This is a genomic window from Streptomyces sp. BRA346, from assembly GCF_052851135.1.
Genome location: NZ_JAIWIH010000021.1, coordinates 127110 through 140934 on the forward strand (window position 1 = coordinate 127110; position 13825 = coordinate 140934).

General features: G+C 71.5%; 11 protein-coding genes and 1 pseudogene. 9 read left to right on the forward strand and 3 right to left on the reverse strand.

Annotated elements, in window-relative coordinates; translation table 11 throughout:
* Positions 1-6 precede the first annotated feature (6 nt).
* Together LCH29_RS24120 and LCH29_RS24125 are read left to right on the forward strand one after the other, a co-directional pair.
* On the forward strand, positions 7-1596 hold the full coding sequence (locus tag LCH29_RS24120) for an ABC transporter substrate-binding protein (RefSeq protein ID WP_446463819.1): 1590 nt from the start codon (positions 7-9) through the stop codon (positions 1594-1596).
* A gap of 64 nt (positions 1597-1660) precedes the next feature.
* Complete coding sequence (locus tag LCH29_RS24125) at positions 1661-2455, forward strand: inositol monophosphatase family protein (protein WP_446463820.1); 795 nt, start codon at positions 1661-1663, stop codon at positions 2453-2455.
* Between the two features lie 245 nt (positions 2456-2700).
* Here LCH29_RS24125 and LCH29_RS24130 read toward each other — a convergent pair whose 3' ends face one another.
* The gene (locus LCH29_RS24130) at positions 2701-3111 is read right to left on the reverse strand and encodes a Fur family transcriptional regulator (protein WP_123102789.1); all 411 of its coding nucleotides are present in this window, start codon (positions 3109-3111) and stop codon (positions 2701-2703) included.
* 246 nt (positions 3112-3357) lie between these two features.
* On the opposite strand from LCH29_RS24130, the gene katG reads away from it, so the two are divergent.
* Positions 3358-5580 carry a catalase/peroxidase HPI gene (katG, locus tag LCH29_RS24135; protein ID WP_446463821.1) on the forward strand — a complete coding sequence of 741 codons (2223 nt, stop codon included), beginning with the start codon at positions 3358-3360 and terminating at the stop codon, positions 5578-5580.
* 76 nt (positions 5581-5656) lie between these two features.
* Here katG and LCH29_RS24140 read toward each other — a convergent pair.
* Positions 5657-6672: pseudogene (locus tag LCH29_RS24140) on the reverse strand (LacI family DNA-binding transcriptional regulator).
* A 111-nt stretch (positions 6673-6783) separates the two neighbouring features.
* On the opposite strand from LCH29_RS24140, the gene LCH29_RS24145 reads away from it, so the two are divergent.
* From LCH29_RS24145 to LCH29_RS24160, 4 genes are read left to right on the forward strand one after another with little or no spacing between them, the layout of a single operon-like run.
* Positions 6784-7962, forward strand: a complete 1179-nt coding sequence (locus tag LCH29_RS24145) for a phytanoyl-CoA dioxygenase family protein (protein ID WP_446463822.1) — start codon at positions 6784-6786, stop codon at positions 7960-7962.
* A gap of 12 nt (positions 7963-7974) precedes the next feature.
* Complete coding sequence (locus LCH29_RS24150; protein ID WP_446463823.1) at positions 7975-8736, forward strand: SDR family oxidoreductase; 762 nt, start codon at positions 7975-7977, stop codon at positions 8734-8736.
* A gap of 31 nt (positions 8737-8767) precedes the next feature.
* Entirely contained in the window at positions 8768-9787 is a 1020-nt protein-coding gene (locus LCH29_RS24155) for a Gfo/Idh/MocA family protein (RefSeq protein ID WP_446463824.1), read from the forward strand.
* Positions 9784-10803, forward strand: a complete 1020-nt coding sequence (locus LCH29_RS24160) for a Gfo/Idh/MocA family protein (RefSeq protein ID WP_446463825.1) — start codon at positions 9784-9786, stop codon at positions 10801-10803. Before LCH29_RS24155 ends, LCH29_RS24160 begins: the two co-directional genes overlap by 4 nt.
* 40 nt (positions 10804-10843) lie before the next feature.
* On the opposite strand, the gene LCH29_RS24165 is transcribed toward LCH29_RS24160, so the two are convergent.
* Positions 10844-11701, reverse strand: coding sequence for a sugar phosphate isomerase/epimerase family protein (locus LCH29_RS24165; RefSeq protein WP_446463826.1), 858 nt, complete (start codon positions 11699-11701; stop codon positions 10844-10846).
* Between the two features lie 268 nt (positions 11702-11969).
* Here LCH29_RS24165 and LCH29_RS24170 point away from each other — a divergent pair, with 268 nt between their 5' ends.
* Both LCH29_RS24170 and LCH29_RS24175 read left to right on the forward strand, forming a co-directional pair.
* Complete coding sequence (locus LCH29_RS24170) at positions 11970-12974, forward strand: enoyl-CoA hydratase/isomerase family protein (RefSeq protein WP_446463827.1); 1005 nt, start codon at positions 11970-11972, stop codon at positions 12972-12974.
* A 45-nt stretch (positions 12975-13019) separates the two neighbouring features.
* Complete coding sequence (locus LCH29_RS24175) at positions 13020-13796, forward strand: SDR family NAD(P)-dependent oxidoreductase (RefSeq protein ID WP_446463828.1); 777 nt, start codon at positions 13020-13022, stop codon at positions 13794-13796.
* Positions 13797-13825 lie beyond the last annotated feature (29 nt).

Below are 13825 nucleotides of genomic sequence, written 5' to 3' on the forward strand. Positions count from 1 at the left end.
GGAAGCATGCTGCTGCGTCTGTTCCGTCGTCATCCCCGCGAGTGGGGTCCGGTCGAGTGGCTGGCCGTCTTCGGACTCGGCGCTCTGGCCGCCGCCGCGATCGCCGTCGTCGTCAGCATGGCGCGGGGCCCGGGCCGATGCGGTGACGATCTGCGGGACATCGACGGAGACTGCGTAGGCGTCACCGCGGACGCCTTCGAGGCGGATCCGGGCCTCAAGAGCCTCATCCGGGCGGTGGCCGACGAGAACGCCCGGGTGCGGCAGAACGCGGAGTCCCCGTCGAGCGGCCCCAGGATCCCGTACGTGCGCATCGCGTTGATGATGCCCTTCACCGCCGACGAACACAGCGCCATGACCACGGACATGATCCGCCGCGGACTCGCCGGTGCCCTCGCCGCGCAACGGCAGGCCAACCGCTTCGGCGGCCCGCACTACCAGCTGCTGCTCGCCCCCGACGGCCGCAACCTCGACCAGTGGGAGCCCGTCGTCACCCGCCTCGCCGAACTGGCCACGGACAAGCGCGCGCCGCTGGTCGGTGTGACCGGCATCCCCAGCAGTACGCCGGAGACGCGCAGCGCGATCGCCGCGCTCAGCGAGCACAAGATCCCCACCGTCGGTCCGGTCATCACCGCGGCCACCATGAACGCCCCGTACTTCTTCAAGACCTCGGCCAACAACGACCAGTTCGCCCGCGCCCTGGCGGGCTACCTGGACAAGCGGCGGGGGGAGCACCGGGGCTTCCTGGTCTGGGACAACCGTGACGGGGACGTGTACTCGAAGAACCTGCGCAGCGTGTTCGAAAGACACTTCGGCAAAGAGTACGGCCTGGCCCGCCACAACACGAACTTCACCGGCACCTCCGGAACCGACCAGGGGATCCCCCAGCGTTTCACCGACCCCGTGCGGAAGATCTGCAACGAGAAGTCCGACACCGTCTTCTTCGCCGGCCGCGACCAGGACCTGCCCGCGTTCATCGAGCGCCTGGCCGAGGAGGGCGACTGCGGCCGCACCACGACGCTGCGCATCCTCAAGGTGGGCATCGGTCTGGAACCCACCCTCACCACCAAGGCGCTCACCCAGCGGCTGGACGACGCCCGGGCGACGATAATCGACGCGTCCTGCGTCGACCCCGCCTGGTGGAACGGGAAGAAGAAGCCCGAGAAGGCCCTCGGCCGCTTCCTCGAGCAGTTCGACCAGCTGAAGGAGCAGCACTCGCTCGACACCGACGACCTCGACGACGGCTACGCCGTGATGTACCACGACGCCTTCGCGCTCCTCGCCAACGCCGTGGACCGCACCTTCTCCGAATTGAACGACGGCGGCCGCCAGTCCCCGAAGTCCCCGCGCATCCCCATGAAGGCCGACGTCTACAACACCCTCAACTACCCGAGCATCTCCGGCGACACCTGCGACTCCTGTCTGATCGGCGCGGGAGGAACGTACGGCTTCGAGGGCCCGGGCAAGAACGACCAATGGGCCGTGTGCAAACCGGTCCCCGTCGTCGAGCACCCGCCCCCGAGCCGCCCCGGCGACCCGTCCTCGTCCACCGTCTACCGCACCTACCGCGACGGCCCCGAGGACGCCTGCCCCTCCTGACCAGGCGACCGGTTCGGCTCCGCGCTCGGCGGGGCGGCAGTTTCGCTTCGATAGTCTGCACGGCGTGATCGACTCATACGCGAGCTCTGACGATGCCGCAGTCGCGATAGCCGGGGCGCGGGCCGGCGCGGACGTGGTCCGCACCATGTACGGCGAGCGGCTCAGCCGCATCGACAAGGGTGCCGGGGACTTTGCCACCGCCGCCGATGTGGAGGCCGAGAAGACGATCCTCGGCGTCATCGGTGCCGCACGGCCCGATGACGCGGCGCTCGGCGAGGAAGGCGGGCAGCAGGGCGCCGCCGACGCTGTGCGCCAGTGGTTGGTGGATCCCCTGTGCGGCACGCTGAACTACGCCGTCGGCACGATGCTGGTGGCTGTCAACGTGGCGCTGCGCGATGGGGCGGCGGCGGTCGCCGACCCGTTCAGCGGCGAGGTTTTCTTCACCGACGGGGAGACCGCCTGGGTGCGGCATGACGGGGCCGACGACGCACTGCTGACGCCCACGCCCGCTACCCGATTGGTGGACGTCAACCTGGATCCGCCGTTCCCGAGTACGCCGGGATTCCGGGCCGTGGAGCTGCTGGCCCGCCCTGAGTTCATCGAACATTTCCGGCCGCGCGTCGTATCCACGACGCTGGCGCTGGCGTGGGTGGCTGCCGGCAAGCGCGCCGCGTATGTCACCGATGGCGGCGACCTCTCCGGGAGCGTGCATTTCGCGGCCGGCATCGCTGTGTGCCGGGCTGCTGGCTGCGTGGTCACCGGCATCGACGGTGCCCCGATAGGTGAGGCGGGTCGTGGGCTTGTGGCCGCTGCCGACGACGAGACTCACGGGCTGCTGATGTCGATGATGCGCAGCTGAAGCTCGTGCTGTGACCGCATGGGTTTCGCCGGGCTGGGTCAGGCTGCGGCCTGGCGGGGCGTGCCGCCCCAGCGGATGCCCCTCTCCCTCTGCACGACGAGGTCCTCATCGTCAGGGCTGAGCAGGCGGGGACGGCCTCCCGCCCACCGAGGGCCCAGGCAGGCCCCCAGCAGTCGGACCGGACGTCACCGTCCATCCAACCGCCCGAACGAACGTCCCGTTGAAACCTTCCCGGTCAGAGCACACTAGGCGCAGGACGGGCACAGGCCGCGGTAGGTGACCTCGGCCTCGGAGACCGTGAAGCCGAAGCGCTCCTCCGTGGGGAGGGCGGCCAAGGGGTCGCCGGTGGGGTGGACGTCGCGGATGGTGCCGCAGCTGGAGCACACCAGGTGCTGGTGGGGGTGGTGTGCGTTGGGGTCGTAGCGCTTGGCGCGGCCGTCGGTGGAGACCTCCGTGACCTCGCGGAGGGAGACCAGCTCGCCCAGCGTGTTGTAGACGGTCGCCCGGGAGATCTCGGGCAGCCGCTCCGCCGCGCGGGCGTGCACCTCGTCGGCGGTGAGGTGAACATGGTCCCCGTCGAGGACCTCCGCGACGACACGTCGCTGGGACGTCATCCGCCAGCCACGCCCTCGCAGTCGCCGCAGCAGGTCACTCATACAGGCTCACCTATTCACGTTCGGTGGGTGTCCCGATCTTACCCACGGGCGTCCGGGACTCTGATGGGATCTGGGTTTGGCGTGCTTATTGACTTAGACCCTGTCCATCGTAGGATCGGTTCCGGCGATAGCCAAGGGACAGGAAGACTCCAATTCGGCAGGAGACGGAGACGTGGGGCCCGGCCCCGACTGTTCCACCGCCCGCAGTTCCTGGGCACCTGATCCGCCTGGTCCGGAAGGATTCCCATGTCTGAGAACCATGAAGCAATCGTCGTAGACGCGAAGACGGAGGGCGAGGGCGGAGGTGGCTGCCCGGTCGCGCACGGGCGCGCCCCGCATCCGACGCAGGGCGACGGAAACCGCCAGTGGTGGCCGGAGCGGCTCAATCTGAAGATCCTGGCCAAGAACCCTGCCGTGGCCGACCCCCTCGGCGAGGACTTCGACTATGCCGAGGCGTTCAACAGCCTCGACCTCGCGGCCGTGAAACAGGACATCGCGGAGGTGCTGACCACCTCGCAGGACTGGTGGCCGGCCGACTTCGGCCACTACGGCCCGTTCATGATCCGGATGGCCTGGCACAGCGCGGGCACCTACCGGATCAGCGACGGCCGCGGCGGTGGCGGCACCGGTCAGCAGCGCTTCGCGCCCCTCAACAGCTGGCCGGACAACGGGAACCTGGACAAGGCCCGCCGTCTGCTGTGGCCGGTGAAGAAGAAGTACGGCCAGAGCCTTTCGTGGGCCGACCTCATGATCCTGACCGGCAATGTCGCCCTGGAGACGATGGGCTTCGAGACCTTCGGCTTCGGCGGCGGCCGTGCGGACGTCTGGGAGCCCGAGGACGACGTGTACTGGGGCCCCGAGACCACCTGGCTCGGCGACGAGCGCTACAGCGGCGACCGGGAGCTGGAGAACCCCCTCGGCGCCGTGCAGATGGGCCTCATCTACGTCAACCCGGAGGGCCCGAACGGCAACCCGGACCCGCTCGCCGCGGCCCGCGACATCCGTGAGACCTTCCGCCGGATGGCGATGAACGACGAGGAGACGGTCGCCCTGATCGCGGGCGGTCACACCTTCGGCAAGACCCATGGTGCGGGCCCGGCGGACCACGTCGGCGCCGACCCCGAGGCCGCCACCATGGAGGAGCAGGGCCTGGGCTGGAGGAGCACCTACGGCACCGGCAAGGGCGCGGACGCCATCACCTCCGGTCTGGAGGTCACCTGGACCACGACCCCGACCCAGTGGAGCAACGGGTTCTTCAAGAACCTCTTCGAGTACGAGTACGAGCTGACCCAGAGCCCGGCCGGCGCCAACCAGTGGGTGGCCAAGGACGCCCCGGAGATCGTCCCGGACGCGCACGACCCGTCGAAGAAGCACCGTCCGCAGATGCTCACCACGGACCTGTCGCTGCGCTTCGACCCGATCTACGGGCCGATCTCCCGCCGGTTCTACGAGAACCCCCAGGAGTTCGCTGACGCCTTCGCCCGCGCCTGGTACAAGCTGACCCACCGCGACATGGGTCCGAAGTCGCTCTTCCTCGGCCCGGAGGTCCCGGAGGAGACCCTGCTGTGGCAGGACCCGCTGCCGGAGGCCGAGGGCGAGACCATCGGCGCCGAGGACATCGCGGCGCTGAAGGCCAAGCTCCTCGACTCGGACCTGACCGTGTCGCAGCTGGTCGGCACCGCGTGGGCGTCGGCCTCGACCTTCCGCGGCAGCGACAAGCGCGGCGGCGCCAACGGTGCGCGCATCCGCCTCGAGCCGCAGCGCGGGTGGGAGGTCAACAACCCCGACGAGCTGGCGACGGTGCTGCGCGTCCTGGAGGGCATCCAGCGGGAGTTCAACTCCGGCGCCAAGAAGGTGTCCCTGGCCGACCTGATCGTGCTCGGCGGCTCCGCTGCCGTGGAGAAGGCTGCCAAGGACGCGGGCCACAGCATCGAGGTGCCCTTCACCCCGGGCCGTGTCGACGCGACCGAGGAGCACACCGACGTCGACTCGTTCGCCGCGCTGGAGCCGACCGCGGACGGCTTCCGCAACTACCTCGGCAAGGGCAACCGGCTCCCGGCCGAGTACCTGCTGATCGACCGGGCGAACCTGCTGACCCTGAGCGCCCCCGAAATGACGGTCCTCGTCGGTGGCCTGCGCGTCCTGGGCGCCAACCACGCCCAGTCCTCGCACGGTGTCCTCACCGACGCCCCGGGCACCCTGACCAACGACTTCTTCGTCAACCTGCTCGACCTGGGCACGCAGTGGAAGTCGACGTCCGAGGCCCAGGACACGTTCGAGGGCCGCGACGCCGCCACGGGCGAGGTCAAGTGGACGGGCACCCGTGCCGACCTCGTCTTCGGGTCGAACTCCGAGCTGCGCGCGCTCGCGGAGGTCTACGCGAGCGATGACGCGAAGGAGAAGTTCGTGAAGGACTTCGTCCAGGCGTGGACCAAGGTCATGAACCTCGACCGGTTCGACCTCGCCTGATCAACCCCGCTCAACAGCGTCCAGGCCGGCCCGCACGGGTCGGCCTGGACGTCTTTTGCGCAGGTTTACGACAGGTTCACGGCATGTTGTACGGGGTGACCACCTGGATCGCCGAGGGCAGGGCGGGCCCGTCGTCGGGCAGCGCATGTGGGCCCGCATGATGGTCTGACAGGCGCGGCGCATGTCCTGGCGCAGGTCGTGGTGGAGCACCGCGGAGAGGCGGCGCTCGCGCAGCAGCCGGGTGTTGTCGTGGTCCAGGTCGTGGGCGATGAACACCGCGCACTCCCGCCCGAGGGTGTCGAAGGCGTCGAGGGTCGCGGCGTTCCCACCGCCGATGGAGTAGACGCCGACGATGTCGCGGTCGCGCTCCAGCGCCGCGAGGACCAGGTCGCGCTGGGTGGCGTCGAGGCCGTCGCTGTCGGTGACCTCCACCAGGGACCGCCCGGGGTGGGCGTTCCGCATCGCGCCGCGGAAGCCCATCTCGCGTTCCTCCTCGCCGCGGAAGGAGCCCCTGCTGATGGTGACGAGCACATGGCCGGGACGGCCGCCGAGCCACTGCCCGACCAGATAGGCGGCGGTGGCCCCGGCGGCGCGGTTGTCGATGCCGACGTACGCCCTGCGCGCGCTGCTGGGCAGGTCGGTCACCAGGGTGACGACGGGGATGCCCGCCTCGGCCAGCCGACCGACGGCGGCCCCGACCTCCGGCACGTCCGGGGCCTTGAGGATCACGCCCTGAGAACCCCGCTTGGCGATCTTGTCCATGGCCGCGATCAGTTCCGAGGAGGGGCCGGTCTCCCGGAAGTGGAAGCGCGAGCGCACCACGGCGGGGTGGAGGGACGGCAGTTCGGCCTCGAGTGCGTCGCGTACGGCGGTGGAGAACCGGTCCGGCGCCTGCATCACGATGTCGATCATGAAGGTGCGGCCCCCGATGCGGACCTGGGTCCGCTGGCGGTCCAGGTCCTTGACCGCCTGGTGGACCTCCATGACGGTGCTCTCCCGTACGCCACCCCGGTGGTTGAGGACCCTGTCGACGGTGGCCTCGCTCAGCCCGGCCTGCCGGGCGATCTCCTTGATCGTATAGGGGTGCCGCATGGCTCGTTTCCCGACGGTCGATGATGGGTTTTTGATGGGTTGCTGCGGATTGTTTGAGGGACGCGGGTTCATAAGACTGGCAAAAACGCAGGCACGGCGAAAGGACCCGGGATGTCCCCCACCGACACGGCACCACGGACGTGGCTGGCCGAGGACGACTGCGCTCTCGACGCGTTCCGTGTCCTGGTCGAGCAGGGCACCGACCCGCACGACCACCCCTCGGCCGAGCGGATCGACCACGGTGTCCCGCTGTACGACGGCGACCGGCTCCGCGGCCTCGCGGCCACCCGGGAGGGGCGCCGGGCGGTGCAGGAGGAGCTGGTGCGGGCCCTGCTGGACGGGCCCGGCGTGGTGGTGCTGCGGCGCGCGTATCCGGACCCCGCCGTCGTGGACCGCGCGTCCGCCGCGTTCAACGCGCTGATCGAGGAGGAGCAGGCACGAGGCGGCGCACGCGGTGACCACTTCGCCAAGCCGGGCGCCAACGACCGGGTGTGGAACGCGCTGGACAAGATGGCCGTGCGCGCGCCGGAGGCGTTCGCCGACTACTACGCCAACGACCTGCTGGAGCTGGTCTCCGAGGGGTGGCTGGGACCCGCGTACCAGGTCACCTCTCAGATCAACGTGGTCAACCCGGGGGGCGCCGCGCAGAGTGTGCACCGCGACTACCACCTGGGCTTCCTCGCCCAGGAGCGGGCGGCCGCCTACCCGGCGCACGTCCACCGGCTGTCGCCCGTCCTGACCCTCCAGGGCGCGGTGGCGCACTGCGACATGCCGGTCGAGTCGGGGCCGACGCTGTTCCTGCCGCATTCGCAGAAGTACGAGCCCGGCTATCTGGCCTGGCGGCTGCCGGAGTTCATCGCCTACTTCGAAGAACACCACGTCCAGCTGCCGCTGGAGAAGGGCGACGCGGTGTTCTTCAACCCCGCGCTGTTCCACGCCGCCGGGCACAACCGCTCCGCCGACATCAAGCGCATGGCCAATCTGCTCCAGATCTCCTCCGCCTTCGGGCGCGCGATGGAGAGCGTGGACCGCCGGGCGATGGCGAACGCGCTCTTCCCGGTGCTGCTGCGCCGCAAGGCCGAGGGCGTCTCCGAGGAGTGGCTGCACCGGGTGGTCGCCGCCACGGCCGAGGGCTACCCCTTCCCCACCAACCTGGACCTCGACCCGCCGGTCGGCGGGCTCGCCCCGCCCTCCCAGGCGGACACCCTCCGGCAGGCCGTGGCCGAGGGCTGGGATCCGGAGCGGCTGCGCCAGGAACTGCACGCGGGCGCCGAGCGCCGCCAGAGCTGAAGGGGGCCCCTCATGGGACTGCTCGAGGACAAGATCGTCCTGGTCAACGGCGGCAGCCAGGGCGTGGGCGCGGGGATCGTGCGCGCGGCCGTTCGCGAGGGCGCGGCCGTCGTCTTCACCGGGCGCCGGGCCGAGGTCGCCGAACCGCTCGCCGCGGACACCGGTGCCCGCTTCGTCCGTGCGGACCTGGCCGATCCGGAGCAGGCGCGCGAAAGCGTCGTACGGGCCGTGGACACCCACGGGCGCGTCGACTGCCTGGTCAACGCGGCCGGGCTGACCTCGCGCGGCTCGCTGCTGGACACCACGCCGGAGCTGTTCGAGGCGCATATGGCGATCAACCTGCGCGCGCCGTTCTTCGCGATGCAGGCGGCGGTGGCCGACATGACGGCCCGCAAGGCGCCGGGGACCATCGTCAACATCCTCTCCAACTGCGCGCACGGCGGGCCGCCCCATCTGGCGCCGTACTCCGCGGCGAAGGCGGGGCTGGCGGGCCTGACCCGCAACGCGGCCTACGCCCACCGCTGGGACCGCATCCGCATCAACGGCCTCAACATCGGCTGGACGGACACCGAGGGCGAGGACTCGACGCAGCGCGCCTTCCACGGTGCGGGCGACGACTGGCGGGAAAAGGCCGCAGCGGCGCAGCCGATGGGAAAGCTGGGGCAGGTCGACGAGATCGCGGACTTCGTGGTCTTCCTGCTCTCCGAGCGCAGCGGTGTGGTCACCGGATCGGTCATCGACTGGGACCAGAACATCATCGGCGGATTCGACTGAACCGCCCCGGGGCTGAAGGAGTACGAAGGCCATGCGTATGGGCATCCTGGGGCTGGGCCGGATCGGCGCGTTCCACGCACAGACCCTGTCCGAACTCGACACGGTGGACTCCCTGGTGGTCACCGACCCGGTGGCCGCCGCCACCGCCCTGGCCACGGAACGGTGGGGCGCCACCGCGGTGGACTCCCCCGAGGCGGTGTTCGCCGCGGGCGTGGACGGCGTCGTGATCGCCGCCGCGACCGACGTCCACCCGGAACTGATCCTCGCCGCGGTCGAGGCGGGTGTGCCCGCGTTCTGCGAGAAGCCCGTCGCCCGCGGGATCGAGGAGGGCGTCGCGGTGCTGCGCGCGGTCGAGGACAGCGGCGCGCACGTGCACATCGGATTCAACCGGCGCTTCGACGCGGGCTGTATGGCCGCGCGCCGGGCCGTGGTGAGCGGTGAGCTGGGGCCGCTGCACACCGTGCGGTCCACCACGCTGGACCCCGCCCCTCCCCCGGCCGCGTACGTCGCGGTCTCGGGCGGCATCTTCCGTGACTGCGCCGTGCACGACTTCGACATCGTGCGCTGGGTGACGGGCCGCGAGGTGGCCGAGGTGTACGCGACCGGCGGCAACCGGGGCGCGGAGTACATCCGCGAGGCGGGCGACGTCGACACGGCGTCGGCGCTGCTCACCCTCGACGACGGCACGATCGCCGTCGTCTCCGACTCCCGGCACAACGCCCGGGGTTACGACGTACGTCTGGAGTTGCACGGCATGACGGACAGCATCGCGGTCGGCCTGGAGGACAGGCTGCCACTGCGTTCGGTCGAACCGGGTGTCACCTTCCCGGCCGGACCGCCGCACGATTTCTTCATGGACCGCTTCGCCGACGCCTACCGCGCCGAACTCACCGCCTTCACCGAGGTGGTGGCGGGCACCCGGACGTCCCCCTGCACGGTGGCGGATGCCATCGAGGCGAGCTGGATCGCCGAGGCGTGCGCCCTGTCGCTGCACGAGCACCGGCCCGTACGGCTCGAAGAGGTGCGCCACGAAGGGGTGCGGACGGCATGACGGACGAGCCCCTGCGGATCGGTGTGCTGGGCGCGGCCCGCATCGCCGAGCTGTCGATCGTCGGCCCGGCGCGTGCGGGCGGCCACCGTCTCGTCGCGGTGGCCGCCCGCGACCGCGGCCGCGCGGAGGCGTTCGCCGCCGCGCACGGCATCGAGCGGGTGGCCGCCTCGTACGCCGCCCTCGTCGCCGATCCGGAGATCGAGGTGGTCTACAACCCGCTGGCCAACGGGCTGCACGGGCCGTGGAACCTGGCGGCCCTGGCGGCGGGCAAACACGTGCTCACCGAGAAGCCGTCCGCGAGCAACGCCGAGGAGGCGGCCGAGGTCCATCGGGCGGCGCTCACCGCGGGCACCGTCTTCATGGAGGGCTTCCACTATCTGTTCCATCCCGTCACCCGGCGGCTGCACGACCTGCTGGACGGCGGGGAGCTGGGGGAACTCCGGCACGTGGAGACCGTGGTGGCCATGCCCGCGCCGCCGGAGACCGATGTGCGCTGGTCGCTCCCGCTCGCCGGTGGCGCGCTGATGGACCTGGGGTGCTACAGCCTGCACGCGCAGCGGGTGCTCGCCCCTTGGGCCGGTGGCGCGCCCCGCCTGGTCGCCGCACGCGGCGCGGAGCGGGCGGGGGCGCCGGGAGTGGACGAATGGCTCGATGCCGACCTGGAGTTCCCGGGTGGCGCGACCGGTACGGCCCGCTGTCACATGGCGTACGACGAGTGGCGGATGAGCTGCCGGGTCGTGGGGACACGCGGCGAGGCGACGGCGGTGAACTTCGTCCAGCCGCATCTGGACGACCGGATCGTGGTGCGTACGGCCGCCGGTGAACGCGTCGAGGAACTCGGCCGCCGGTCCTCGTACACGTACCAGCTCGAAGCCTTCGCCGCCCGTCTGCGCCAGGGAGCGCCGCTGCCCCTCGACGCCGAGGACGCGCCGACCACCATGCGTCTCATCGACGACTGCTACCGGGCGGCCGGTTTCCCGGTCCGGCCGCGGACGGTGGTGCCCACCGCGGTGTGAGAGGCGGTGAGGAGGGGCCCGGGCCCTCGGCCCCTCCTCGTCACCGCGCCGGGTGGAGCACCTCCAGGGCCGTGCGGTACGCCACGTCGGCGGCTTCCCGTACCGGGAGCGCCCGGTGTGCGTCGGAGAGGATCTCCACTCCCCATGGGCCGGACCAGCCGGTGGCGCGGAGCGCGGCGATGATGTCCGGGAGGGCGAAGGAGCCCTCGCCGCACAGGCGGCGCCGCCGGACGGTGTCCTCGAAGAGCGTGCCGAGGACCTGACGGTCCGCGTCGTTCAGCTCCACGCCCACGATGCGCGACCGCGGTACGCCCGCCAGGTCGGCCGGCGGGGTGTGGGCGCGCTCGGTGTGCCAGACGTCGATGATGAGACCGCCCGCCGGGTGACCGGCGGCCTCGACCAGCCGGAGTCCGTCGTGCACCGTCTTGAGGTTGGACCAGGGGAGGAACTCGATGCCGAGCCGGGCGCCCACGCCATCCGCCTGCGCGGCCAGGGCGGCGAACTCCTCGGCCCAGGCGTCGGGATCCCACGGCCGGTCCTCGACATCGGGCCCGATCTTGAGGTGGTGGGCGCCGAGTGCCTCGGCGGTCCGCAGGAGGTCGCGGCGTACCGCGTCCGAGGCCGCGCGCCGGTGGCCGTCGGCCCACCAGTCGACCAGGAGTTCCAGCTCCAGGTGGACGAGTCCGTTGTCCGCGAGGAGCGACCGGATCCCGGCGAGTCCGTACGTACGCTCGGCCTCCACCAGGTCCGCGTACAGCAGCCCGAAGCCCGTGAACCCGGCGGCGCCCGCCGCCTCCGCCCGCTCGCGCAGGGTCAGCGGGCTGCGCTGGTCGTCCCGCCCGGGCGCGGCGTCCCCCGCGGTGGTCCAGCAGGTGGCGAGCAGATCCTCGGCGGCCATGATGGCGTTCCCCTCTCTTCAGTCGCGAGCGGCCTGCGGCCGGGCCGTTCACCTGGACGCCCACGCTAGGCGTGCCCGTGTGGATTGCTGAAGGGACGGAAACCATCATTGACCCATCATCGGCACATCTCTCTCCCCTCGGCATCTCCTCGCCCCGCACGGGCCCGGGCGGGGAGGGCCGACGTCGTGAGCGGTGACCGCCGCGTCTACCGTGGATGATCTCCGCCCGGGGAGCCGGGGACCTTCCCGCCGATCCTGAAAGGCACTCATGGCAACCGTCGAAACCTCGGTACGCGACGGGGTGGCACATCTGGTGCTCAACCGCGCGTCCGCGCTCAACGCACTCGACACCGACACCGTGCTGGCCATGCGCGCGGCGCTGGACCGGTGGCGCGACGACCCCGGTGTCCGCGCGGTCGTCGTCCGCAGCGGCACCCCGAGGGCGTTCTGCGCGGGCGGGGACATCCGGGCGATCCGCGAGGCGGCGCTGCGGGGCGACTTCGCCGCCACCACGCGCTTCTTCCGCGAGGAGTACGCCCTGAACCAGGCAATCGCCGAGTACCCCAAGCCGTATCTGGCGCTCATCGACGGGGTCGCCATGGGCGGCGGCCTCGGCATCTCCGTGCACGGTGCGGTGCGCGTGGCCACCGAGCGGTCGGTGTTCGCGATGCCGGAAACCGTCATCGGTTTCTATCCCGATGTCGGCGCCTGCTTCTTCCTGCCCCGGCTCGGCGGCGCGCTCGGCCGCTACCTCGGGCTGACCGGCGCACGCCTCAGCGGCGCCGACGCCGTCACGGCGGGGCTGGCGACCCACTTCGTGTCCTCCGCCGATCTGCCGGAGTTCACCGCCGCGCTGGACACGACGGAACCGGCGGATGTGCTCGCCAAGTACTCCCGTACCGCGCCGCCGTCCGACCTCGACGACACCGGCGACCGCATCGCCGCCGCGTTCGCGCCCGGCCCCCTGTCCGAGGTGGCCGACCGCCTGCGGGCGGACGGTTCGGCATGGGCCGAGACGACGCTCGGCTCCCTCGCGGCCGCGTCGCCGCTGAGCCTCCGGCTGACCGACGAGCTGCTGCGCCTGGGCGAGCGCGACACTCTCGCCGCGTGCCTCCGGCGGGACCTGGCGGTGGCGTCCCGGCTGGTCCGTGAGCCGGACTTCGCCGAGGGTGTCCGCGCGAAGCTGGTGGACAAGACCGGGGACGCGCGCTGGTCGTACGGCTCGGCGGAGGCGGTTCCGCACGAGCGGATCACCGAACTGCTCGGCGGCTAACCTGGCACCGCTGTGTACCTACCACCACAGAGGGAGTGGTGTGCCGTGCCGGATCCTCCGAGCAGGGGCGTGCTGGTCACCGGGGCGTCCCGGGGCATCGGCCGGGCGGTCGCGCGGGCGTTCGCGGAGCGCGGCGACCGGGTGGCCGTGCACTACGGGGCGCGGGCGGCGGACGCCGAGGAGACCCGGGCGGAGCTGCCGGGCGAGGGACATGTGGTCATCGGCGGCGACCTCGGTGACCCGGCCGAGGCGCAGCGGATCGCGGACACCGCCGAGGAGGCGCTCGGCGGGGTCGATGTGCTGGTCAACAACGCCGCCGTGGCCACCTCGGAGAGCAACGCGCACCGGGTGGCCGACGTGTCGTACGCGGAGTGGCAGCAGGTCTGGCGGCAGATGGTCGACGTGAATCTGCTCGGCGCGGCGAACGTGAGCTACTGCGTGGCGCGGCACCTCATCGCCCGTGGTGCGCCCGGCCGGATCGTGCACATCGGCTCGCGCGGGGCGTTCCGCGGCGAGCCGGACCATCCGGCCTACGGGGCGAGCAAGGCGGCGCTGCACGCGCTCGGCCAGTCGCTGGCGGTCGCGCTGGCGCCGCACGGGATCGCGGTGACCTCGGTGGCGCCCGGGTTCACCGCCACCGAGCGGGTGGCGGGGCGGCTGACCGGGGAGTCGGGGGACGCGCTGCGGGAGCAGAGCCCGTTCGGCCGGGTCGGCACGCCGCAGGAGGTGGCGACCGCGGTGGTGTATCTGGCGTCGGCGGAGGCCACCTGGGCGTCGGGCACGGTCCTGGATCTCAACGGGGCGTCGCATCTGCGGCTGTGAGGGGGCCGCCGCTCATCACCGGAAGGAGG